General features: G+C 41.8%; 19 protein-coding genes. 8 read left to right on the plus strand and 11 right to left on the minus strand.

Annotation, left to right across the window (positions count from 1 at the left end; translation table 11 throughout):
* Positions 1–97 precede the first annotated feature (97 nt).
* The 3 genes from infB to rimP all read right to left on the minus strand — a co-directional run bounded on the left by infB (position 98) and on the right by rimP (position 4,951).
* Positions 98–3,136 (minus strand): translation initiation factor IF-2, encoded by a 3,039-nt coding sequence (infB, locus tag FKG96_RS04985; protein WP_130854470.1) that lies wholly within the window; start codon positions 3,134–3,136, stop codon positions 98–100.
* A gap of 113 nt (positions 3,137–3,249) precedes the next feature.
* On the minus strand, positions 3,250–4,485 hold the full coding sequence (nusA, locus tag FKG96_RS04990; protein ID WP_013664898.1) for a transcription termination factor NusA: 1,236 nt from the start codon (positions 4,483–4,485) through the stop codon (positions 3,250–3,252).
* A gap of 1 nt (position 4,486) precedes the next feature.
* A complete protein-coding gene (gene rimP / locus FKG96_RS04995; RefSeq protein ID WP_130854469.1) occupies positions 4,487–4,951 on the minus strand; it encodes a ribosome assembly cofactor RimP in 465 nt (154 codons plus the stop codon).
* Positions 4,952–5,142: 191 nt separating this feature from the next.
* On the opposite strand from rimP, the gene FKG96_RS05000 reads away from it, so the two are divergent.
* Entirely contained in the window at positions 5,143–5,493 is a 351-nt protein-coding gene (locus tag FKG96_RS05000) for a phage holin family protein (RefSeq protein ID WP_013664900.1), read from the plus strand.
* 50 nt (positions 5,494–5,543) lie between these two features.
* Positions 5,544–6,674 carry a lactonase family protein gene (locus FKG96_RS05005; RefSeq protein ID WP_242627105.1) on the plus strand — a complete coding sequence of 377 codons (1,131 nt, stop codon included), beginning with the start codon at positions 5,544–5,546 and terminating at the stop codon, positions 6,672–6,674.
* A gap of 53 nt (positions 6,675–6,727) precedes the next feature.
* Here FKG96_RS05005 and bshA read toward each other — a convergent pair whose 3' ends face one another.
* Complete coding sequence (bshA, locus tag FKG96_RS05010; RefSeq protein WP_130854468.1) at positions 6,728–7,870, minus strand: N-acetyl-alpha-D-glucosaminyl L-malate synthase BshA; 1,143 nt, start codon at positions 7,868–7,870, stop codon at positions 6,728–6,730.
* A gap of 145 nt (positions 7,871–8,015) precedes the next feature.
* Positions 8,016–9,830, minus strand: coding sequence for a serine hydrolase (locus FKG96_RS05015; RefSeq protein WP_130854467.1), 1,815 nt, complete (start codon positions 9,828–9,830; stop codon positions 8,016–8,018).
* 258 nt (positions 9,831–10,088) lie between these two features.
* Between FKG96_RS05015 and FKG96_RS05020 the strand changes: the two genes are divergently transcribed.
* Positions 10,089–12,446 (plus strand): OstA-like protein, encoded by a 2,358-nt coding sequence (locus FKG96_RS05020; RefSeq protein WP_165446894.1) that lies wholly within the window; start codon positions 10,089–10,091, stop codon positions 12,444–12,446.
* Between the two features lie 124 nt (positions 12,447–12,570).
* Entirely contained in the window at positions 12,571–14,721 is a 2,151-nt protein-coding gene (locus tag FKG96_RS05025) for a S46 family peptidase (protein ID WP_130854465.1), read from the plus strand.
* Positions 14,722–14,754: 33 nt separating this feature from the next.
* On the opposite strand, the gene miaA is transcribed toward FKG96_RS05025, so the two are convergent.
* From miaA to FKG96_RS05040, 3 genes are all read right to left on the minus strand, one after another.
* Positions 14,755–15,666, minus strand: coding sequence for a tRNA (adenosine(37)-N6)-dimethylallyltransferase MiaA (gene miaA, locus FKG96_RS05030; RefSeq protein ID WP_149105165.1), 912 nt, complete (start codon positions 15,664–15,666; stop codon positions 14,755–14,757).
* The gene (locus tag FKG96_RS05035) at positions 15,645–16,802 is read right to left on the minus strand and encodes a Gfo/Idh/MocA family protein (RefSeq protein WP_130854463.1); all 1,158 of its coding nucleotides are present in this window, start codon (positions 16,800–16,802) and stop codon (positions 15,645–15,647) included. The genes miaA and FKG96_RS05035 overlap by 22 nt, the downstream gene beginning before the upstream one ends.
* A gap of 181 nt (positions 16,803–16,983) precedes the next feature.
* Positions 16,984–17,772, minus strand: coding sequence for a hypothetical protein (locus FKG96_RS05040; protein WP_013664908.1), 789 nt, complete (start codon positions 17,770–17,772; stop codon positions 16,984–16,986).
* Positions 17,773–17,930: 158 nt separating this feature from the next.
* On the opposite strand from FKG96_RS05040, the gene tilS reads away from it, so the two are divergent.
* From tilS to FKG96_RS05060, 4 genes are all read left to right on the plus strand, one after another.
* Positions 17,931–19,262, plus strand: a complete 1,332-nt coding sequence (gene tilS, locus FKG96_RS05045) for a tRNA lysidine(34) synthetase TilS (RefSeq protein ID WP_130854462.1) — start codon at positions 17,931–17,933, stop codon at positions 19,260–19,262.
* A 2-nt stretch (positions 19,263–19,264) separates the two neighbouring features.
* Positions 19,265–19,750: a hypothetical protein gene (locus FKG96_RS05050; RefSeq protein WP_242627104.1), complete on the plus strand. Its 486-nt coding sequence runs from the start codon at positions 19,265–19,267 to the stop codon at positions 19,748–19,750.
* Between the two features lie 140 nt (positions 19,751–19,890).
* Entirely contained in the window at positions 19,891–20,175 is a 285-nt protein-coding gene (locus FKG96_RS05055; RefSeq protein ID WP_013664911.1) for a DUF4834 family protein, read from the plus strand.
* Between the two features lie 171 nt (positions 20,176–20,346).
* On the plus strand, positions 20,347–22,797 hold the full coding sequence (locus FKG96_RS05060) for a YfhO family protein (protein WP_130854461.1): 2,451 nt from the start codon (positions 20,347–20,349) through the stop codon (positions 22,795–22,797).
* Positions 22,798–22,885: 88 nt separating this feature from the next.
* Here the strand turns inward: FKG96_RS05060 and FKG96_RS05065 are convergent, their stop codons facing one another.
* Genes FKG96_RS05065 through FKG96_RS05075 form a run of 3 tightly spaced genes read right to left on the minus strand, consistent with a single transcriptional unit; the run spans position 22,886 to position 25,292 of the window.
* Positions 22,886–23,659, minus strand: coding sequence for a glycosyltransferase family 2 protein (locus FKG96_RS05065; protein WP_041387199.1), 774 nt, complete (start codon positions 23,657–23,659; stop codon positions 22,886–22,888).
* A gap of 2 nt (positions 23,660–23,661) precedes the next feature.
* Complete coding sequence (locus FKG96_RS05070; protein WP_130854460.1) at positions 23,662–24,366, minus strand: DUF5672 family protein; 705 nt, start codon at positions 24,364–24,366, stop codon at positions 23,662–23,664.
* On the minus strand, positions 24,363–25,292 hold the full coding sequence (locus tag FKG96_RS05075; RefSeq protein WP_130854459.1) for a glycosyltransferase: 930 nt from the start codon (positions 25,290–25,292) through the stop codon (positions 24,363–24,365). The genes FKG96_RS05070 and FKG96_RS05075 overlap by 4 nt, the downstream gene beginning before the upstream one ends.
* Positions 25,293–25,297 lie beyond the last annotated feature (5 nt).

The following is a 25,297-nucleotide window of genomic DNA, read 5'->3' on the forward strand; positions in this document are numbered from 1 at the left end:
TTTTTCTTATGCAGATAGGATGTTTCCGAAGAAGTCGGCTAAATAAAAAAGGGGTTTTCCAATCGAAAAACCCCTTTTTATTTATAGAAGAGCTTCTTTATAATTTTCTCTTTACTTCTACTTGCTCATAAGCCTCCACAATATCGCCTACTTTGATATCGTTAAAGTTTTGAATACTCAATCCACACTCGTAGCCTTGAGATACTTCTTTAACATCATCTTTGTAGCGTTTTAAGGAAGCTAACTTACCTGAATAAACAACCACGCCGTCGCGGATTAACCGGATATCGTGATTACGGTTTATTTTTCCATCCAGCACCATACATCCCGCGATCGTACCTACCTTACTGATTTTAAAGGTCTCCCTAATCTCTACGTTGGCAACAATCTTCTCTTCAAATTTAGGAGCTAACATGCCTTCCATCGCGGCTTTTAGTTCTTCAATCGCATCGTAAATGATCGAATATAAGCGGATATCAATCTGTTCTTGTTCAGCTAACTTACGAGCATTTTGAGAAGGTCTTACCTGGAAACCAATTATAATCGCATCAGAAGCAGACGCTAATAGAACATCGGATTCCGAGATCTGTCCAACAGACTTATGTATAATGTTTACTTGGATCTCTTCTGTGGATAACTTCAGTAAAGAGTCTGATAAAGCTTCGATAGAACCATCCACATCACCTTTCACAATTACATTGAGCTCTTTGAAGTTTCCAATAGCCAAACGGCGACCGATTTCATCCAAGGTAATGTGTTTCTGTGTGCGGAGCCCTTGCTCACGTTGTAACTGTAGACGCTTATTTGCAATCTGCCTGGCTTCAGCTTCACTTTCGAGCACATAAAATTTGTCCCCCGCCGTTGGCGCTCCGTTCATTCCCAATATTTGGATAGGAGTAGAAGGCCCCGCTTCAGTCACTTTCTGGCCACGCTCGTTGGTAAGTGCTTTTACTTTACCACTATGAGACCCTGCTAAGATCGGATCCCCAACACGTAAAGTACCTCCTTGAATCAACACGGTGGTTACAATACCTCTACCTTTATCGAGTGCGGCTTCTACAACCGAACCCACGGCACGTTTCTTCGGATCCGCTTTTAGATCAAGCATCTCTGCTTCCAGAAGCACTTTTTCCAATAATAAATCAACATTTAAACCAGTCTTACCTGAAATCTCTTGGGCCTGATACTTTCCTCCCCAATCTTCCACTAAAATATTCATGGTAGAAAGCTGCTCCCTGATTTTATCCGCGTTTGCCCCAGGTTTGTCGATTTTTGTAAAGGCGAATACAATTGGTACACCTGCAGCCTGTGCGTGATTGATGGCCTCTTTGGTTTGTGGCATCACGCTATCATCTGCTGCAATTACGATAATGGCTATATCAGTTATTTTGGCACCACGAGCACGCATCGCTGTAAACGCTTCGTGTCCAGGTGTATCCAAGAAAGTTATTTTTCTTCCATCATCCAATTTAACGGCGTATGCTCCAATATGTTGGGTAATACCTCCGGCTTCGCCTCCGATCACATTCGTTTTCCGGATATAATCCAGTAGTGAGGTCTTACCATGGTCGACGTGTCCCATTACCGTAACAATAGGTGCGCGTTGCACCAAGTTATCGGGATTATCGTCTTCTTCTAAGGAATGAGTCTCCTCATCTTCCGGTTTAACAAATTCAACTTCGTAACCAAATTCATCAGCCACAATTGTCAAAGTTTCTGCATCAAGCCGTTGATTAATCGAAGCAAAAATTCCCAAACTCATACACGTTGAGATAACCTGCGTTACCGAAACATCCATCATGTTGGCCAGGTCATTCGCAGTAACAAATTCCGTCACACGAAGAACCTTTGATTGCATCTCCCTTTCTAAAGCTGCTTCCTCAGCAGATAAAGCTACATCATCCCGTTTTTGACGTCGTAATTTTGCTCGTTGGGCAAATTTACCGGATTTACCCGCTCCACTGAGACGGGCAAGCGTTGCTTTTATTTGATCTTGTATTTCTTTTTCCGAAGGTTCTTCCTTCGGCGTCTCAACGTGACGTCCGCGTCCCTTAAAATCATGCTTTCCTTTACCACCGCGCTGATCGGGTCGTTGTCCCCCTTGGTTTGGACCTTGATTTTGTCCCTGACCCGGGTGAGGACGATTTTGCGTTTGACCACCTCCGGCAGGTTGGCCGCCTCGTTGTTGTTGCGTATTATCCCCTTGATTGCGATTCTGATTCCCTCCAAGCGTATTACGCTTACGTTTCCGTTTGTGATCAGATAAACTACCGGCACCGGAAGAAGAAGCAATCGGCTGATCCTTGCGTTTTTGAGGAGAAGTGGGCAACTCTATTTTGCCAATCACTTTAGGCCCACTCAAATGCTCGGCCCGAGCTCTGATAACCTCATTTTGTGGAGCCGGTTCCTTTTCCGGTTCTTTCGGCCCCGGTGCATTTGCCTTTACTTCTTCGGCTTTTGGTTGCTCCTTTTGTTCTATTGGGGCTTGTTCCTGTTTTTTGGGTTCCTCCTGTACAGCTGCAGGTTTTTCTTCCGTAACAGATGCACTTTTCGGAGTTTCAACCGGTTGCTCCGGTTTTTGTTCCGCAGCCGGAGCCGGTGTTTCGCCGGTTTGTTCTGCCTTGGGTTCTTCTCTGTTATAAGGCTTTTTATCGGGCCTACTCCGCTGATTAAGGCTAGAAAGATCGATTTTTCCAACTACCTTAACACCCATGGTAGGCTCAGAACTTGGTTCTTTGGCCTTATCTTGTTGCTCATCTGTAGTAGAAGGTTCCTTTTGCTGAGGTTTGTAAGCATTCGCTTTGGTATCCTCAACAGAAGGAGAGAAAGCGCTATTATTTTTAATTAATATCTCATCATTTTCAACCTCAGGCTGCGTTGCTTTTGATGCAGTTGTTTCAATAGGAGCCTCCTCGCGACGAATCTTTCCAATCACAATCTGATTGGCTTCCTCTTTCACGATCTTATCTCCTTGAAACTCTCGCAGAAGAACTTCATACATGTCTCGGTCTAACTTAGTGTTAGGTTTAGCTTCAATTTCATAGCCTTTCTTTGCCAGAAAATCAACCGCTGTACCAATTCCGATATTCAGTTCTTTTGCAGCTTTCAGTAAGTTTATGCTTTTACCTTCTGTCATTTAATCTATTTACCTCTTAATTTATTACGTGATATTACAAAAGTATACTTTTTAGTTGTTTATTACTAAAATAATAAACAAAGCATTCTTTTGTTTGTGCGCGCTCCGCCGAATTATTCAAATTCCGAACGTAAGACCTGCACTACTTCTTGTATTGTGTTTTCTTCTAAATCAGTACGACGCACCAGCTCGTCCATTGATAAGGCTAATACCGATTTTGCTGTATCTAATCCAACACGCTTGAACTCATCGAGAATCCAACCGTCAATTTCATCTGCAAATTCTTCCAAATCCACATCTTCATCATTCTCGTCACTCTCTCTATACACGTCAATCTCATACCCGGTTAGTTTACCCGCCAACTTAATATTATGCCCGCCACGGCCAATAGCAAGTGACACTTGATCAGACTGCAAATAAACAGCAGCTCTTTTCTCTTCATCATCTAATTTAATAGAACTGATTCTTGCCGGACTTAACGCACGTTGTATATACAGGGAAATATTGTTCGTGAAATTGATCACGTCGATATTTTCATTGCGCAATTCACGAACAATTCCATGAATACGAGAACCTTTCATCCCTACACAGGCTCCTACCGGATCGATACGATCATCGTATGATTCAACGGCAACTTTTGCCCGCTCACCCGGTTCGCGAACGATTTTCTTAATGGTGATCAACCCATCGAAGATTTCGGGAACCTCCAGTTCAAATAATCGTTGTAAAAATTCAGGAGCGGTACGTGAAATGATGATTTTAGGAGTCGTATTCATCATGTCTACCTTATAAACTACCGCACGGATCGTATCCCCTTTCTTGAAATAATCGGCCGGAATTTGCTCAGTTTTAGGTAAGATTAATTCGTTCCCCTCGTCGTCCAAAACCAAGGTCTCTTTTTTCCATATTTGGTATACCTCGCCGGTGACGATCTCACCTACACGGTCTTTATACTTCTTAAAGATTTCGTCCTTTTCAAGTTCCAGTACCTTCGAAACCAAGGTTTGTCTTGCCGCAAGAATCGCTCTTCTTCCAAAGCTCTCCAAGGTGATCTCTTCAATGAAATCATCACCGATTTCTAAATCCGGATCTACTTTGCGAGCTTCCGCAAGTTCGATTTCCAAATCGTCGTCTTCGGAAAATTCATCCTCCACAACTGTTCTTGTGCGCCAAATTTCCAAGTCACCGTTATCCGGATTAACAATTACATCGCAGTTTTCATCTGTGCCGAAACGCTTACGTATCATGCTTCTGAATACTTCTTCCAGCACACTTATCACCGTCGGGCGGTCAATATTTTTGAAGTCTTTAAACTCCTGAAATGAGTCTATTAAATTTATATTGCTCATTTTATTTAAATGAAATTAAAACCTTTGTTTCTATGATTTGATCCAGTGGAACCACTGTTTCCACTTGTATTGCTTTTTTGCCTTTTTCCTTGATTGTTTCTGCTAACTTCATCTCTTTTTCCGATGCCGCTAGTAGGGTGCCTTCTCGTTTTGAACCATCCGCCATTTTTAGTGTGATGGACCGGCCAATATTTTTTTGATATTGACGGAGTAATTTTAATGGAGTGTCTATGCCCGGTGATGACACTTCAAGATTATACGCATTCTCTATCGCGTTTTCCTCTTCTAAATGATAACCAACGTGTCTACTGATGGCTGCGCAATCCTGAATAGTTATTCCCTGATCTCCATCCATGTGAATAATCAGTTTGCCATTACTGTGCATTTTAACGTCTACCAGAAATAAGTCCGGACGATCCGCAATCTTTTCTTCTACTAATTCTGTTACCCTTTTCTCGATGCCCATAGTGAATTTACAAATTTCTTGTAATAAAAAGAGGGGACCATGCTGTCCCCTCTTTCATCAAGATATGCAAATGTACGACAAATTATTTAATAATTCAAATAGTTGATTTTCTTGATACAACGAAATACAGGATAGATTTTTTAAACATTTTCGGTCTAAACTCGTTTGTGTAATAGCTAAAGAAAAAATGTATGAGATTTATCATTGAATTAATTATTACCGGTTTAGCCGTTATGGGAGCGGCTTACGTTGTTCCCGGAGCGGAAGTTTCCGGTTTTTGGAGTGCCATGCTTGCCGGCATATTGATTGCTTTGGCCAATGCTACGGTAGGTACAATCCTACGCTTTTTTACCTTGCCCTTGAATATCTTAACCTTGGGCTTAATATCTTTTATTATCACTGTTCTGATGGTCATGTTAGTCAGTAGCATCATGAGTGGATTTTCGGTCAGTGGCTTTTTCTCGGCCATGTTCTTCGCTATTTTAACAGCCGTTATTCAAATGATTTTGAGCAGCCTTTTCGGGACGAATCGCGAAAATTAATTGATGGTACTTAATATTTTATGTATACTTGGTTTTATAAAACATCATTTATGAAACCTGTTAATATATGCCGCTTGTTAGGTTGCATGATTTTATTGCCCATGGTATTAAAAGCTCAAACAAAAACGATTAATGTTCTTATTGGAACCTATACCAATACAGGCAAAAGCAAAGGGATTTATGTGTACTCTTTTGATCCAAGTTCCGGAAGCTTAACGTATAAAAATGAGGTTGCGTCGTCTGACCCATCCTTTTTGGCATTGAGTGCCGACAAGAAATACCTCTACGCCGTGAACGAATTAAATACCGGGGAAGGAGCGGTTAGTGCGTTTAAATATCATCCTACGGATGGTAAACTTGTTTTACTGAATACACAACTAACGCATGGCGACAGCCCCTGTCATGTTATAGTGGATCAAAAAGATAACCATGTGGTGGTATCCAACTATTCCGGCGGAAGCCTTACCGTTTTTGGAGTTCAACCTGATGGCAGTTTGACGGAAAAAGTCCAATTGATAAAGCATGAAGGAAGCGGGCCGGATAAAAGTAGACAAGAAAAGCCTCACGTTCATTCGGCAACTTTGTCGCCCGATGGAAGATTCCTGTTGGTGCAAGATCTCGGTACTGATCGTATTAATGTATATGGTTATGACGCATTGAATAAAAACGCACCGCTATCAACAGAAGCAAAAGTAGCGAAGGCGTCTCCGGGCAGTGGTCCACGACATATTACGTTCGCTAAGGATGGGAGATATGTTTACCTTGTTCAGGAAATGAAGGCTGCTGTTACGGTTTATGCTTATAGTGATGGGCAATTAACAGCTATACAGGAAATTAGTATGTTGCCGCCTTCTTATAAGGGAGATGTTGGAGCAGCAGATATTCATATATCGCCGGATGGTAAATTCTTATATGCCTCGAATCGGGGCGAAGCCAATGATATGGCGATTTATGCCATTAACAAGAAGGATGGGAAACTATCTTATGTTGGAAATCAGTCGGTAGAAGGTAAGGGGCCGCGAAATTTTGCTATTTCTCCCGACGGAAAGCATCTTTTGGTGGCAAACCAATACACTGATGATGTCATTGTATTCGCACGCGATGAGCAGACAGGTAGATTAAAAAACACAGGAAACCGTATAGAAATAGGGGCGCCGGTTTGTGTGCTGTTTGATGAATAGTGGTTAACTCATAAAACAAGTAAGGAGGTTCCTCGTGGAACCTCCTTACTTGTTTATATAACACTCGCTTTTACTTGATCGATCACTTCCTGGTAATAATTCTCGTAAACCGGTAAAATTAATCCTAAATCAAATTCCTTAGCGCGCGCTAAAGCAGCTGCTTTGAATGTTGCCAGCCGGTCGTTGTCTTCAAGTATATAAACCGCGTGGGCTGCCATGCGATCAATATCACCCACGTCATCCAGAAAGCCCGTTACACCATCCACATTCAGTTCCGGTAAACCGCCTGCATTGGACGAAACAACCGGCACACTGCAAGCCATTGCTTCCAAGGCTGCTAAACCAAAACTCTCTGACTCGGACGGCATCATAAAGAGATCCGCAACCGAAAGTATTTCTTCAATGGCGTCCTGCTTCCCTAAAAAGCGCACATCGTTACAAACACCTAAATCTCGGCAGAGCTGTTCAGCATTTACCCGATCGGGCCCGTCACCTACCATTAAAAGCTTACATCGTACCTTTTCCTGGATTTTTTGGAAGACTTTGATCACATCGGATGTCCGCTTTACTCTTCTAAAGTTCGATGTATGGACTAAAATGCGCTCGTCACCGGGGGCGATGGCTTTTTTGAAATGCTCGCGGGGCTTTAAGCTAAACCGCGTCAAATCGATAAAATTAGGGATCACCCGGATATCTTTGGCTACTTCAAAATGTTTGATGGTGTCTTCTTTCAAATTAGTGGATACCGCAGTGACACCGTCCGACTGATTGATCGAAAAGGTGACTACCGGATTATAACTTGGATCTTTTCCCACCAAGGTAATGTCGGTTCCGTGAAGCGTCGTAACTACCGGAATGCGAATCCCATAGGTTTCCAGTATCTGCTTGGCCATGAAAGCCGCAGAAGCATGCGGTATCGCATAATGTACATGTAATAGATCGAGTTTTTCGAAGCGGACTACATCAACCAGTTTACTGGCTAAAGCCAATTCATACGGCGGGAAATCGAATAGCGGATATTTGGATATACTTACCTCATGGTAAAATAGATTCGCAGAGAAGAAATCAAGTCGCGCGGGTTGACTGTACGTAATAAAATGTACCTGATGCCCATTAGCGGCCAAGCCCTTGCCCAATTCTGTAGCCACCACACCGCTACCTCCAAATGTTGGGTAACATACAATACCTATCTTCATTTGATAATACAATAAGTTTTATAACAACTGACGATAAACAATGGATGTAACTAAATAATATGCACCCAATTGCATGATTCATCGTTCAATGTGGCTGCAAATTAAACGTTATTTTCTGTAGTAATTGTTAAGTCTATGTCAAGTATTATTCGAGCCCCTTAGCAATCGCTTCGTAAATTACATCCTGAATCCTGGAACGAATATTTAGCTCATACAACTTGTTTGTTACGCTCGGATGAACACGATTTGATAGAAAAATGTAAGTCAATTGATGTTCCGGATCTATCCAAATGCAAGTGCCCGTGTAACCCGTATGGCCGTAGGTCGCAGCTGAAGCCAATGCAGAAGGATAAGCTTTGCTTGTGTCAGGATCTTTCCGATCAAATCCCAGGCCTCTTCTGCTAACGGTTGATTGCTTGCCGGTAAATTCTTCAACAATCCGTGGGGCAAAGTAAATCTCGCCTCCATAAGTGCCTTTGTTCAGTAGCATTTGTCCATAAATAGCTAAGTCGTTTGCCGTACTGAATATTCCGGCATGCCCGGCAACCCCATTGGCCATGGCTGCACCTTGGTCATGTACATAGCCTTGTAGAAGTGTGTCCCTAAAATACGTATCCCGTTCGGTCGGTACGATTTCTTCTTTCGCAAAACGTCGTCGCGGATTGTAACCGGTTTTATACATGCCCAAAGGTTGATAGAATTGTTCCTGTACATAGGTTTCAATAGGCTCAGAGGCTTGCTGTTCAACTACCTCCTTCATTACATACATACTAATGTCGCTATAAACATATTTTCCGGGTGTTTCCAACTTCGATTGAAGCATTTCGGGCCACATAACTTTTCGGTAATAATCACTCAATAAATAGCGTCCATCAGCTATTTTTACATTGTGTGTAGCGGAGGAGTCGCTGCTGACATCTCCCGGTTTAAGATTTTTATAAAAGGGTATAAAGGGAACAAAACCTGCTTGATGGAGCATAACATCGCGTAATTTTACATTACTTTTATTGGTCTGTCTTGCCTGAAAAAGATAGTGGCCGATCGTTTGATTAAGGTCGATTTTTTTTTCTTCATATAAGCGCATTACAGCTGGCGTGGTAGCTGTAATTTTGCTGATAGAAGCCATGTCAAAAATATCAGAAGTGAGTGTCTGTCGCTGTTTTTCATAAGTGTGGAAGCCGTAGGCCTCTTCAAAAATAACCGTACCGTTTTTTATGACCATTACAACGGCCCCGGGGGTAGCTTGTTCTGCAATGGCCTCCCTGACAATCTTACCTATTGGATCGGTCAAGTTTACGCTCTTTATTCCAACTGATTCAGGCAAATCGTAACCTAATCGTGTTTTAATGGTGGTAAAGCCGCTGCCTGCCGGGAAGCGGGGCGAAATGTTCGTCGTCAATTTCCCGGTAATGGCAATTCCGCCAAAAATAGCCGAGGCACTGTTTTGCGCGGCAATCACAGTGGTATCGGTCGACCAAATAATCGGAACATCAAGTTCATCGAGCAAAGCCAATTTTTGCGGCGAACCAAAACCGCAGATGATTACCTTCTTGCTCGCTATTTCATTTTTGATGAAGTCGAGTATCGTTTGACTGGCGGCTACATCTTTTGCAAGTTGAATAATAAGCAGGTTATGAAATTTTATCTGCTCACTTAATAGCTGCAAGGATGCCAGATTTGCATCTCCCCGATAAGTGTCAACAGAAGCATAACGAGATAACATAGTATTAAATTGGTTTGACTGTTCAAAACCCAGATCAATACTGGCTATCTTTAAATCTCTTAGTCCCTTAATAGGAACTAGGCCTGTCTGATTATTCAACGCGATCGTTTGGGATAAGCTTTGTTTTTTTTGAGCTAATACCTGCTGGATATCTTCTTGGTGCACGCTTTGCGCACAGGCATTAAGGGCAATTAAAAGAAAAATAAGAAGGAAAGAGAAGTGCTTTGGTATATACATAAGTTTGCTTTTATGATAATGATCGAACTTAGGCAAATTAACGGTTATATGCAATATGTAGAAATACATCGATAAAGTGTGTTCTTAATTATAAACGAGAAATCTTTGCTACACTCGTATCCACGTGACGATTCGCGATCGAAAGTCTTTGTTAAAATTTCTTAAAACATTCCATCAAGCTATTTATTTAGGTACCTTTGCCAAGTGAAGAAATGTACTATACTGTTAACTTGGTTATGCTGTATACTTCCTTTTTTTGTGCAAGCGCAAAAGGAAGTAAGGTTAATCAGTTCACGGGATTATGAGGCGCGGAAGGAGTGGGGGGTCAATCGATTTTATAAACCTGTTTTTTTACATGAAGGTAGCACGCTATCAGCAGATAGTTCAGACTATAATCCGGAGGAACGCTTTTTTGATGCGTTTGGAAACGTCGTTATTACCCAGCCGAATGGTACGGTGGTATACGCCGATAAGCTTCACTATATAAAAGATGATCGAATTGCCATATTAACAAATAATGTGAGGATGGTAGATACAAAAGGTGCTGTCTTAACAACGAATCACCTTACCTATAACCTCAACTCGAAAATAGGAACCTATACCGGAGGTGGACGCATTGTCAACCAAAAGGATACTCTCAATAGTAAAATCGGTTACTACTTCGAAAACAGCTCGGATGCCTATTTTAGGCATGATGTAGTGGTCCGTACACCCGAGTCCAATATTTTTACCGATACGCTACGCTACAATTCGCTTTCAAAAATGGCCTACTTTTATGGCCCTACCAATATAAAAGGCAAAAACGGTGGTAACCTCTATACAGAAAACGGCGACTACCATACTGAAACCGACCGGGCACGTTTTGGAAAAAATAACCTGTACACCGAAGGAAGTAAATTTTTGCGTGGTGATAGCCTTTATTATGATGGTAAGCAGGGTTATGGACGGGCGATCAAGAATGTTGTATTTATTGATACGGTACAACAAGGAATTTTATATGGCCAGCGAGGTGTTTATCTAAAAAAGGACGAGAGTATTACCATGACGGATAAGGCCTATATGATTATGGTGGTAAATAACGACTCAACGGCCAAGAAGAGCTCGAAGGACAGCCTAGCTACTGATACTTTGGGACAGGATAATCTGCTGTTAGCTTCGCGAGATTCCATACGGAACGACTCCTTAGTTAATTCACCGAAATCCGGTACAGATTCGGTTTATATGGCTGCTGATACGTTGTATTCACGCGTCATTTTTTTGAGGGATTATAAACCTATTGAACTTAATTTGCGGCGGGATGGAGGCGATTTAGATGCGGAGGAAGAAGAGGATTTTACCGAAGCAGCTACCGATAGTTTGGGGACTGCATCCCTGGATTCAACTTCGACCGATTCTACCCAATTAGTTGGCATAGATAGTTTGAACCGAGTAAAAAAATCTGCTCTTTTGAGTGATAGTTTAAACGCTGAATCCTTATTAGACAGTACGATACGAATAAAGAAGCCTGATTTGTCGGCGGACTCTTTGATGAAGCTGGCTTCTGAAGATAGTACCTATAAAAAAGTACATACAAAAGAGCTTAACGAAGAAGGTATTAAAAAGGTGATTGCCAAGAGTACCAAGCTTCGTGATGATTCGATTGCCAAAACACAGCGAGAATTGATCAGCAGTGAGCTGGCGGCTGATAGTTTATTAATCGACTCCATCGGCAGCATTCCGAAGATAGGGCAGGCAGATAGCTCTTTATTATTGGCAAAAGCGTCGGCTTTGGATCGGTCGCCAAGAGATTCGAGTAACCTAGACACCGCTAGAACCCGGATTGTGAAGGCTTACCATCACATGCGTATTTTTAAATCGGATTTACAGGCACGTGCCGATTCGGCTTATTACGGTTATCCCGATTCTGTTATCAGATGTTATGGCAATCCCATGATCTGGGCACAGGGTTCGCAGCTATCCGGTGATACCATTTATATGCAACTGAAAAATCAAAAGCTAGATAATATGCTTTTAAAAAGCAATGCCTTTATCGTTAGTACACAACTCGATTCGGTTAAGTTTAATCAGGTAAAAGGGCGAAAGATTACCGGCTTCTTTACCGATAACAAACTAGCACTGATGTACGTTGACGGAAATGCTGAAAGCATTTACTACACACAGGAAGATAATAAGATAAATGGCATGACCAAAAGTATCGGTGCGCGAATAAAGATCCTATTTAATAACAACGAGGTTTCCGAAATACTCAATATCCGTAAAACCGAGACTAGCTATACGCCGGTTGCTGCATTTGATCCAGATAAAGAGATACTACCTGGTTTTATTTGGAAACCAAAAGATAGACCAAAAAGTAAAGAAGAGATTATTAACCCCATTTCTATTGCCTCCGAACCTGTAGCAGACAGCACGGAAGGTTCGGCAAAGGACAGTTTGCAAGTCGATTCTACGCAATCTAAGAAAATGACAAAACAAATGCCAACCGTAAAGCGAAAAGAAGGAGTTAAAACGCCGGAACCCGATACGCCCAATAAAGAAAAAGATGCTGTGACTGCCCCCGAACAGAAGCAGCAGCCTGATAGCATAAAAAACAAAGAGAAAACCCTTATTAGCCAATAAGTAGGGGTATTTGCATAGCAGATAAATAAAATGCATCTTTGTTGCCTTACTTAACACCTTGTCGAGATCCAATTATTTAACCGATTAGTTGTCTCGGCAAAGAATATTACACACATAAAAACATATGAAAACGAAGAAAATTTGGTTCTTATTTTTGCTCTTACTTCCATTCACCGTTGTCAGAGCCGATGAAGGAATGTGGTTTCTCATGCATATTGACCGATTGAACCACCGGGATATGCAAAAGATGGGATTACAGCTGACATCTGATGAAATCTATAGTATTAACCACTCAAGTTTAAAAGATGCCATTGTTCAATTCGGCGGAGGATGTACGGCTGAAATCGTTTCGAAAGACGGCTTAGTCTTGACTAACCATCACTGCGGATATGGTGCTATTGCTGAACTGTCTACGCCTGAGCACGACTATCTGACGAATGGCTTTTGGGCTCGAAGTAAGCAAGACGAGTTAAAACCTAAATCGCTTTCCGTCCGCTTCTTTGTGCGGATGGACGACGTGTCAAAGCGTATCCTGAGTAAAGTGAATGACCAGATGAGCGAGTTTGAACGGGAGCAGGTAATTAATCGAGAAATTGCACATATTGAACAGGAAAATAGTGAAGGAGGAAAATATGTAGTCTCTGTAAAATCGTTTTACAATGGCAACGAATACTACTACTTTGTATACCAAGATTATAATGATGTTAGATTGGTAGGCACACCGCCGAATAGCATAGGAAAGTTTGGAGGTGATACCGATAATTGGGAGTGGCCACGTCACACAGGCGATTTTTCGTTATTTCGCGTATATGCCGATAGAGAGGGCAATCCGGCCGAATACAACGAAAATAATGTTCCGTTAAAACCTAAGTATCACCTACCCGTCAGCTTGAAGGGTTTTCAGGAGAACGACTTTGCGATGATACTGGGTTATCCCGGGCGAACCAATCGGTGGATGCCTGCTGCCGGAATTGACCAAAATGTGAACTTTGCGTATCCGGCTTGGGTTGAAGCATCCAAAGTTGGTATGGATAACATGAAGAAGCATATGGATCAAAATCAGCAGGTAAAGCTTGAATATGCTTCAAAATACGCACAGGTCGCAAATTATTGGAAAAACAGGCAAGGAATGATTGATGCACTTAGCAAGCATCAAACCGCTGCCACCAAGCGAGCGGAAGAATCAAAATTCAACCAATGGGCAAACAAAAAAGACAATAAAGCCCGATTTGGGAAGGTAATAGAGACCATCAATCGCTATTATGAATTGACTAACGAAAAAAGTCGTCATGATAATTACATGATGGGTATGTTACGTTCAAGTAACTTTGCCTCACTGCCTTATGTTTTGGGAAGGGCGCTGTTAATTTATGCCGATGGTACCGATGCCAAAAAGGCGGAACTTAAGTCGAGCCTGAAAACAGAGATCGCAAGTCAATATGAGAAACTGTATCTGCCGTTGGAACAAGATGTATTGGCTGCGGAGTTGAATCTATATGCAAGCAAGGCTAAAGCAGGAGGCCTAGCTCCTCGTGTTGATTCTCTTAGTCGGGCAAACGGCGGCACTTTTAATAATTATATTAAGCAGGCATTTGAATCGAGTATATTTTCTTCAGAAGAGAAGCTGCTTACTTTTTTAACCAATCCGCAAGCGGAGCAGATCGAGCAAGACCCACTCTTTCTTCTTTCATCTGATTTAATGACTCGGTATCGCTACACCGATGAAGAGCAAAAGAAAGAAGAGGCTAATTTCCAGCGGGCATTTAGGTTGATGGTGGAAGGAATGCGCAAAGCTAACCCGAAAAAAATATATTACCCCGATGCCAATAGTACTTTGCGCTTAACGTATGGTAAAATAACCGCGCTTCCTGCCGATCCTCGAAATGATGCGAAAGAGAACTTCTACACAACGTTGAAAGGGACGATTGCAAAATACAAGCCAAAGGATGAAGAATTTGATCTCCCTCAAAGATTGATCGACCTGTATAAGACGAAAGATTTTGGGAGATATGCTGATCGTGCCGGGTATATGCCTGTGAATTTCCTCACCAATAACGATATAACCGGTGGAAACTCGGGGTCCCCGGTCATCAACGGAAAAGGGGAGTTAATCGGTATTGCTTTCGATGGTAATATAGAAGCAATGGCAGGCGATGTGATTTTTGATCAGCAACTCCAACGGACAATTGCCGTTGATATTCGCTACGTTTTGTTTATCATGGATAAGTTTGCAGGAGCGAAACATTTGGTGGATGAGATGACCCTTGCCGAATAATGGCAATTAATATTGTAAATAGGAGGCTGCTTTTTATGGAAGGCAGCCTTTTATTTTTTCTACATTTTCTGCAATTGCATTTCTTCCATCGAGCCAATGAATAGTGATGCCGTCTTTCTCCATCTTTCTGAAATAAGTCATTTGCCGCTTTGCAAAGCGATGGATTTCCGTATTTAACTTGGTAAATAGCTGATTCCTGTCTATTTCTCCTAATAGAAAAGCAGTTACATATTTATATTCCAAGCCATAAAATTTAAGCTTATCAGCCGGAACGCCCGCTTCGATTAGCCCCTGTACCTCTTCGATCAATCCTGCCGCCAGTCGTTGTTCCAACCGCTGTGTTATCTTAGCACGTCGATCATCCAGAGGTAATTGGATTCCAAAAACCCGCGCATCCAAATGCTGATGCCGATTAATTGGCTCATACGGATTGACCTTTAACCAGCTGGCTATTTCAATGGCTCTAATCAGCCGCTTTTTGGTGCTGATATCGGCCTTAAATCCAATAGGCTGTGGCAAAGATAAAAAGAACTTTTCCAGCTCCTCGATATCCTTTTCCAACAGATTCATTCGAAGATTATCATTCCGAGGAATGGAGGTGAATGCATATTGCTGTAACACTGATTGTATATACAAACCTGTTCCTCCGCACAGAATGGGCGTTTTGCCCTGTGCTTGTATATTAAACCAAGCTTCTTGAAAGTCGTCTTGAAAGTGGGCTACGTGATACGAATCGCCGGCATTACGGATATTAATTAAGTAGTAATCGACGCCCTTATATTCCACCAAATCTTTGCCGGTGCCAATATCCATGCCCCTGAATACCTGTCTTGAATCCGCGCTGATGATGGCGCCGTTTATTTCTTTAGCAAGGGCAACGGCCAGGGCAGTTTTCCCTGAAGCCGTTGGACCCAAAATGCATATTAAACCACGAACTTGGTCCATTTTTCATTGCTGGCATTACTAGCCACCACATTATCGATAAAGGCCATGCCGCGTACGCCATCTTCTACCGTAGGAAAATCTAGCATTTCCGGAGTAGGCGTCTCGCCGTTTAACTTAGCAGACACGGTTAATACAAAGTTGCGGTAGATATTTCCAAAGGCTTCCAATAACCCCTCGGGGTGTCCGGAAGGAATCCGTGTATTATGTTTGGCAGCATTGCTCAAGTAAGCATTGCCCGTACGGTAAATCTGCTTCGGTTGATCAAGTAAATTCACATATAAACTATTTGGTTCTTCCTGGATCCATTCTAGCCCTCCCTCTTCACCATAAATTCTTATACGAATGGCGTTTTCCTCGCCCGCAGCAATTTGTGAAGCGATTAGTACGCCATTAGCGCCGTTGTCGAAACGTATAAGCACATTGCCATCATCATCTAATAAACGCCCTTCTACCAACGTGTTCAAGTCTGCACAGATGTCCGTAATTTTTAATCCGGTAATGTACTCAGCTAAGTGAGCGGCATGTGTGCCAATATCACCCATAGCCCCACTTTTGCCTGATCGTTTGGGGTCAGTCCGCCATGCTGCTTGCGCATTTCCTTCCCTTTCGCTCAAACGGCTTAGCCATCCTTGCGGGTACTCCACAATTACTTTTCTGATTTTACCAAGTTTATTTTCTTTTACCATGGCTTTCGCTTGCTTCACCATTGGATAACCACTATAGGTATGGGTAAGTGCCAATGTCAAACCCGTCTTTTCCACGAGGTCTCGTAATTGTTTTGCTTCTTCCAAAGTAAAAGTCATGGGTTTTTCGATAACCACATTAAAACCATTTTCCAGGGCGAGGCGAGCCGGATCGAAATGGACAAAATTGGGTGTAACTATTGTTACAAAATCCATTCGCACGTCTTCAGGTAGCTGACTTTCCTTTTCTATCATCTCTTGGTAAGTGCTGTAAACCCGACTTGGATCAACAAACAAGGCCTCTCCGGACTCTCTTGAGATTTCAGGATGTACACTAAAAGCACCGCAGACTAATTCGACTAAACCGTCCATTCGAGCGGCAATACGGTGTACTGAACCGATAAATGCATCAATACCACCGCCTACCATGCCCATACGAAGTTTTCTTTTCATTGCTATTATTTAATTAAATTGGTGTTGACATTATAGGAACACTTCCAAAAACCTTGTCTAATTGCTCGGCCTTAACGCTAAATTTGAGCCTTCGTCTCGGCCTTGCTCTTATTGTCGGCTTCGTCAAAAAAGGCGTTTTGGAAAATATCCATAAGTATTGGCCTAAAATAAAAAAAAGATCTTATAACACCTGACGCATTTTTATACTGCCCAGATTTTCTACCCAATGGACGGGATTATCCCGATTTATCCCTAAGTCGGCACATCCTTCATAATAACGAATCTTATCCGTGCCTTGAACCATAAAGCGTTGGGGAGGTAATAATCCTTCTGAGTGGAATCCTAGCTTTTCATAAATTTCTCCCGACGACCAATCCCGATCAACATAAGTCATGATGTCGCTGGGATGAAACGCTGTCGCGAAGCCTTTAAGCAGTTTGCTTAGGCCGCCTACAACCAGATGGCCGGACCGATTACAGAATCGCAACAATTCAAATGAACGGTGCTCGGGTGCCATGTCGCGCATTTTACGGCCGCTGCTAAATATCGCTATGGCCATTAACGTATCTCTATATAGAAGGCCATAGCGATATTTACCGGGAAGAGGCACCTGCAAATGATGTTCTTTTTGAAAAACCAAAGCTTCTTCTTTATTTATTCTAACCAAGGTAGTGCTACGCGCATAAACTCTGTTGGCTAAACCCAGCGCGGCCCGGATTCGAGCCATAACCACGTTGTTTCTGCTTAAAAATAAATCTTCGTCTAAATGTATTTGACGAGTAGCGAGAAGAGGTTCCTCTTTGTGTTTCACATCAAAATGGAGACTATTATAAAATTTGATGGACAAAACCCCCGACTCAACGATGACATTGGAAACGGTGGCAGATTGATCGACGATGGAGGCCGAAATACCGAACTCTTCTTTTAGTTGTTTTATTAATACATCGACACTTTTAGGCTCAGCTTCCATGCTGCAAACTTACTAAACTTGTATCTTTTCGTGCTTAATTATTTAAATGAAGGCTGCGGAGTCGGAATCGTCTATGGACTGATCGCTATCGGGCGATATCCTAACGAACGTAATGGCACATTGGTTTATCAATAAACATTTTTGTCTACCTTTGGCTTATGGGGCTTTTAGAACGTTTTCTGAGATTTGGCGAAGAGCATGACTTGATCAGTCGAGAACAGCGCACCTTGCTGGCAGTTAGTGGTGGAAGAGATTCAGTTTTAATGGTTCATTTATTTGCTAAAGCTAAGCTGCCCTTTGGTATTGCTCATTGTAATTTTCAATTGCGAGGGCAACATGCTGACGCGGATGAGGAGCTAGTAAGCAATTTAGCAGCAGAAATGGAAGTGCCCTTGTTTGTCAAGCGATTTGATACCATTGCTTATGCGAGGAAGCAAGGTATTTCGATCGAAATGGCGGCCCGGGCACTGCGATATGAATGGTTTGAGCAAATAAGGTTAGACCAGCACTATCGGTATATTGCGTTGGCCCATCATCAGAACGACTCCGTCGAAACGGTATTGCTTAATTTGACCCGTGGTACCGGGATTGCAGGTTTGCACGGTATCCTCCCAAAACGAGGGGTACTGATCAGGCCGCTCCTATTTCTAACGCGCGAGGAAGTGACGCAGACGGTTTTAGAAAGAAATCTGGTTTACCGAGAAGATGAGTCTAATTTTTCTACCGATTATTTAAGGAATAAAATCCGACTGGAAGTTGTTCCACGTTTAAAGGAGATTAACCCCTCGCTGGAAAGAACCTTTCAGGAAAATAGTAGACGATTTGAGGAGATGGAAACCTTGTTAAAGAACTACAGCGAACAATTAAGGAAAAAGTTATTTGTTGAAACAACTTCCAACACCTATCAAATAGAGTTAAAAGCGCTGCAAGAGCTTAAGCCTTTACGCACGCTGCTGTATGAGTTATTCAGACCTTATCAATTTCTTCCGGAAGTCCTTGATGACCTTGTTTCGATATGGCAGAATGATAATCGAACCGGAAAGCAGTTCTTTTCCGATAGTTATAAATTGCTCCTCGATCGTGAAAATTTAATACTGCAAAAAAAAGAACCCGTTGATTTACCGCATCAATTTTTACAGCCTAATCAGGCGGTGATATGTCAAGGATTTCACTTAACGGTAAAATTGGTAGAAAAACCCGTGAAGATGAATGAATTTGGAAAAGTGGCTGTTGACGCCGATAAATTGCTTTTTCCGCTTTTGGTACGGTCTTGGCAAGAGGGAGATTGGTTTAAACCTTTAGGAATGAAGGGAAAGAAGAAGTTGAGCGACTTTTTTATATCGTTAAAAATATCGCGTTTCCATAAAAAGGAAATCCCCTTGCTTGTAAATGGCAATGGTGACATCGTTTGGGTAGTGCCCCATCGTATGGATGACCGATATAAAATTACAGACAAAACAAAAAAAGTTGCTATCTTAGAATGCATATAAAAATGGAAGAAGACAAACCTTTATTTGTTGAGAATCAATATCTTGGTCGTGACCGTGGTTGGGTCAGCGTACGATTGGTCATGGCGCTTTTTTGCTTTGCAGCTTATTATGTGAGTACGGAGCGCGAGCGAAGCGAGCAACTATTCCTCTTAGTTGGATGCATTATACTGATTGTATCAATCATTATGATGTATATGTTGCATTATCGCATTACGGTGAAGAATAAGAGCGTCATTCTACAAGGGCTGTGGACGGCCAGACTAGTAAAAATAGACCTCAATAGTATTGTTAAAGTTGAAAATGGACTCTACAGTTCATACCTTATTAATAGTCCCGTCTATAATCTTCATCAAAAAGGTAAGATCCGTTTTTACGCCGGTGGGAAAGCTGCGGTGTGGTTAACAGACAGGGACGGCTTAGTCTACGTTGTAGGAACCCAACATCCTAACGATCTGACCCGGGCTATTTTAAAGGCAAAAGAATCGTAAATTTATTGTCAATAACCAGATTTAAAAACTGATCGATATACTATTTACTTAATATTTGCGTAAGTTTGTTAATAAGGCGTGATGCTTATGTTAAGCACGCTTTATAGACGCTAGACGATTATAATTTAATGTAGATATTAATGGGTTTATTAAAAATATTATTAGTTGCTATTTTAATTTTATGGGTGCTCCGTATGCTGGTAACGGTTCTATTTCCATACCTCATGGCAATGTTCGTTGGTAAAATGCAACAGGAGGCCCAAAAGCAATACGAAAGACAAGCGGGATCTTATAGAAGTGAGAATGTTCCGAATACCGACGGCAAAGTGCGCATTGATTATGTTCCTCCCAGGACAACGAAAAGCAAGCCTTCCACAACTAATGGTAGGGTAGGTGAGTTTGTTGATTTTGAAGAAATCAAATAAAGTATCTATTCGCCCGTTTCGGCTATGTTTCGTGAAACGGAACTTATCTGATTTCTTCAGTACAAAGCCATAGACGACAAAATAAGAAAAAATGATATTTCGGGCCATTAAAAGTTCGAAATATCATTTTTTTGTAATAGGTTTGAACCTTAGCTCAAAGAATACAAAAGAATGAAGAATTGGTTCAACCGAAATGCTACTCATTTTGCCATCATAGGCATCTTTATCGTTATCTGTCTTATTTATTTTGCCCCTGCCTGGCAAGGAAAAGTGCTTCTCCAAAGCGATGTCACGCAAGCACAAGCGATGCAGAAAGAGATTATGGACTTTAGGGAAAAGGATGGTAAGGGCCCACTTTGGACGAATTCAATGTTTGGCGGCATGCCTTCTTACCAGATATGGGTATCTTATCCAAAAAATATTGGAACGCATATCATGGCGGGGCTAAAAGGAGCGCTTCCTTATCCGATGGATGTAGTGCTATTGTATTTACTGGGCGCCTATCTTTTGTTAAATGTGCTCAAGGTCAGACCTTGGCTAGCTGCCGTTGGAGCTATTGCATTTGCTTTTACTTCATACAATTTTATCTATATAGAAGCGGGGCATGCCAATAAAGCCTATGCTATTGCACTATTTGCTCCCGTCGTAGCAGGTATTCTGCTGTGCTTGCGGGGTAAAAATCTTTTGGGTGCCGCTATTTTGGCTTTATCACTTGCCTTGGAGATACGCTTTAACCATATTCAGGTAACCTATTATCTTTTCATCGCTTTGCTGATCTTAGTCGGCATCGAATTGTATCACGCGGTAAAGGAAAAAAAGACTGCAACCTTCCTAAAATCCATCGGTTTTATGGCGGTGGCGAGTTTGTTAGCCTTAGCAATCAATGCCGGCTTGTTGTGGACAACCTATGAATATTCAAAGGAATCGATTCGTGGTAAATCCAATATCACTTCCGAAACAAAAGGCTCGGCACAACAGGGAGTAAGTAAAGAATATGCCTATCAGTGGAGCCAGGGAGTGGGTGAAAGTATTACTTTTTTAATTCCGGGTGCCTATGGAGGAGGCTCTCAAAGTAAATTTGATGAGAATTCTAATACCGTGAAATTGCTAAGCAGCCAAGGTTTTGGCGCTGATCAGACTGCCGGTCTTGTGTATTGGGGAGATAAACCCATGACTTCCGGACCTTGGTACTTTGGTGCTGCGGTTCTATTTTTGTTTGTTTTAGGATTATTTGTGGTGCAAAGCCGGATTAAGTGGTGGATTTTATCGGCTACGCTGCTCAGTATTGTGCTTTCATGGGGCCGACATTTTACCCTTGTATCCGATTTATTTTTCGATTACTTCCCTTTGTACAATAAATTTAGAGCGGTTGAATCTACTTTAGTAGTAGCCTCATTCCTCATCCCAATATTAGCAATTATCGCAGTGGACGAGATTATTAAAAATGGGAAAGTGATTGAAAAGCTGGACAAAAAAATAATCTATTCCTTGGCAATTGTGGGCGGAATATCGTTGATCATATGGGTTCTGCCGGATTTATTTTTTAGCTTTCAGGCACCGAATCATCAACAACTTATTCAATCCATTTCGCAGCAAACGCAAAACAATAGTTTCGCCCAATCGCTGGGAAATGCTTTAGTACAGGACCGTGCAGGCTTGGCACGAAGCGATGCCTTCCGATCCCTGTTATTTGTCTTATTGACCGCGGGAGTCGTTTGGTTATTGGCAAAAAATAAGTTGAATGCAAAAGCGGCTACTATTGCTGTAGGCGTTCTTATTTTAGTCGATCTATGGGGTGTGGATAACCGGTATCTCAATAAGGATAGCTTTGTAGAAAAGGAACGTTTAGAGCAATCTTTCTTTAAACCGCGCGAGGTGGATAACTTAATCCTCATGGATAAAGATAAAGAATACCGGGTACTGGATTTAACTGTTGAACCCTTCAACAATGCATCGCCTTCTTATTTTTATAAAAACGTAGGAGGGTACCATGCGGCCAAGCTGATGCGTTATCAGGAGCTATTAGAACGGCAGTTTTCCAAATCCATCAATGAAGATGTGTTGGATATGCTAAACACACGCTATGTTATTACCAATAACCGGGAAGGAACATCTCAAAGTATCCAGCGACGGGATAAAGCCGCAGGAAATGCTTGGTTTGTTGATCGTGTCACTTTCGTTAAAAGCAACGAGGAAGAGATGAACGCCATTGATAGTTTTGATCCTAAGAAAGAAGCCTTTATTCATCAAGAGTTTAAGGGAAAAATTGACGAGAAGCGATTAGGACGTCCTACCAATGCGAGCATTGCGTTGACGGATTATCGTCCGGATCATTTGGTTTACGAATATACCGCTCCGAATGATGTAATGGCTGTATTCTCTGAAATTTGGTACGATAAAGGATGGAAAGCTTTTGTTGATGGACAAGAGATTCCTATTCTGCGGGCAGACTATGTTTTACGTGCAGCTCAACTTCCGGGCGGTAACCATAAAGTGGAGTTCAAGTTCGAACCGCAATCCTATTATATGGGAGAGAATATATCGTTGATAGCGTCTATTATCTTAGTGTTGGGACTGGCATTCGCTATCTGGAAAGATAAGAAGCAAGGAGTAGGGAGTTAGTTGTTAGCAGTTTGGTGTTAGTGTCTAATGAGTAAGACCTTTTATTTCATATGCCTAACACCTTAAACCTTACCCCTTTCCATTGCCTCTAGTCATTCGTTTTTCCAAATCGGATATAGTACAGCAATAAGTTCCACGCAATTACCAAATGATGCCATATATTAGGGAATAAGCCATAGTACTTGGTGAAAATCCTGAATCGCTCCATTAAGCTTTGCCGGTGCCGTTTTTTGGAAAGACCGCCAACCAAGTATTTCGCAACATATTGGTGGGTATTGACAATGCTTTTAGCTTTCTTGGCCGCCTTTAAGATCCAATCAATATCGGCACTTAGCTGATACTGCTCATCATATGGCTCTACAATTGATCTTTTCATGTAAATGGCCTGATGACTAATGGACATGCCATACTTAAAACTTTTCCAGGTAAAGTGCTCCGGCACTTTATGCCTTCGTCTACCTAAACTTTTTCCTGCATGATCAATCATTTCCGTTTCACCGTAGTAAATGTCTGCAAAAGCCTTTGAGGAAAAAATATTGCTCACTGTGTTCGGTGCATAGATTTCATCACCTGAATTCATGAATAGGAGGTAGTCGCCTGTAGCTAAGCGAATTCCTTTGTTCATCGCATCATAGATGCCCTTGTCACGCTCGCTAACAATTTTTGCAATGCCAGATTTATATTTTTCAATAACAGCAAGGGTTCCATCTGTTGAGCCACCATCAACTACAATATATTCGATATTTGGATAATCTTGTCCCAATACAGATAGGAGTGTTCTTTCGATATCCTTTACATTATTATACACAACGGTAATTACCGTTAATAGTGGAAAAAACTCTGGTGAATTTGAAAAAGACATTCCTAATATTTTTTGATGAATTGCTGCCAAAAATCCGGTTGATATTTGTTCCAGGCATGGCAGCCAAAGGGTAAATGGTGACCGGTTAGCTCGTACGATTGACGCGGTTTTCTTTCGAAGGCGAAAGAAAGTGCTTCCCGAGCCTTGGGCTTTTTAAAAGGAACAAATAGCGTCCAAATCATGTCCTCATTCTTGGGAAGCAATCTAAACATCCAGGTAGCCCAAAAACTCCATTTAATGTGGCTTTTTATCTTTCGTAGCGAAAGTCCGCCGTTTCCAACCTTGTTAACCAAGCGTTTCGAGAGGTTAATAATCGGTTTTTTTCCGGAAGTAATGGGAGGAGGTTCCAACCAAGGAGCACCGACATAATCGTACCCTTTTTCTGCCCAAGCTGATAATTCGTCACGAAATACCCAGGCATCTAACTGATAAATTAGAATATAGTCATAAGCTTGGAATGCTTTATAAAAATACTTACCCGTGAGTAGCTTACTATAACCGGTAACACTTTTGAAAAAGGAATCATCAAATCGCTGAATAGTCACGGGTTTATCGGCTAAGTTTTCATAATAGGTTGTATTGAGCGAATGAGGGGCCGCTAAAATAATCGGATAGGATCCAAGCACTTCCACGCATTGCCAAAAGGCATACTTTTCATCCGGATCGGCCAGCTCTTTATATATGGGAATAACAACCGCAATCTTCATTTAACAAACCTGTTTTTGAGCTTAAACCATTGGTTAGTAACAAACTTTCGACCTCTTTTTATCCAGCTTCCTTTTCTATTCTTATAAAAATGCTTGACCATTGCTAATGCCGTAGGGTCTTCCTGCACCATTGTCGGAAAAGATGAAACAGGCTTTCTGGATGGATGCACCTGATAAGTGTCTTCTATAATAGAATGAACGCCACTGCCATCATGACCGATATTTTCTATCAACGATTTAGCCGGATACAAAACCAATCCATTTTTCAGGAAAACGGATGCGTGCCACCGAATAGCCCAAGAATCGTTTTTCCCTTTTTTAAAGTCCAATAGCTGTTTCCAATAATTTTTCATTGTACCTTCCACTGTGAAACGGTAAATCTTTTCCAAATCAAACTGCGAATATAATTGATCGATGTCCGGTTCAAACTGCTCCCAGGCGCGCTTCCAGGTTGCCCAGCCCCAGCTGTTAATAGAACGTAGAAAAAAGGTTTCAGATAAGGCGTCCTTATCGCGTAGAGGAAACATATAGGCAGCAATTTGCATAACCCGGTGTTCTTTCTCATACCGTTGTAGCGCTTCATTGAAATAGCCAAGTGTATGCGGAGAGCTTAACAGGTCGTCTTCAAAGACAATAACTTTACCGTATTCATTTACAAGTTGTGTAACACCGGCTATAATGGACTTGGCCAGCCCCATATTTTGATGACGCACTATTAATTTGATTGATTTAAAACCGCTGGATTGATTAATCAGCGCGCGAACCTGATTGACCTTTTCCTCATCTTCAATATGCTTCGCGGCATCTGAAAAGACGAATAAACGACTATCTTCTGCCAATAAATTTTCCTGGAGATATTTGAGGGTCCGTCGCGTGTGCTCAGGCCGATTATACACGAATAAAGCAATGGGTGCTGGATTTTGCATGCGAT

This window comes from Olivibacter sp. LS-1, from assembly GCF_008245145.1.
GTDB lineage: Bacteria > Bacteroidota > Bacteroidia > Sphingobacteriales > Sphingobacteriaceae > Olivibacter > Olivibacter oleidegradans.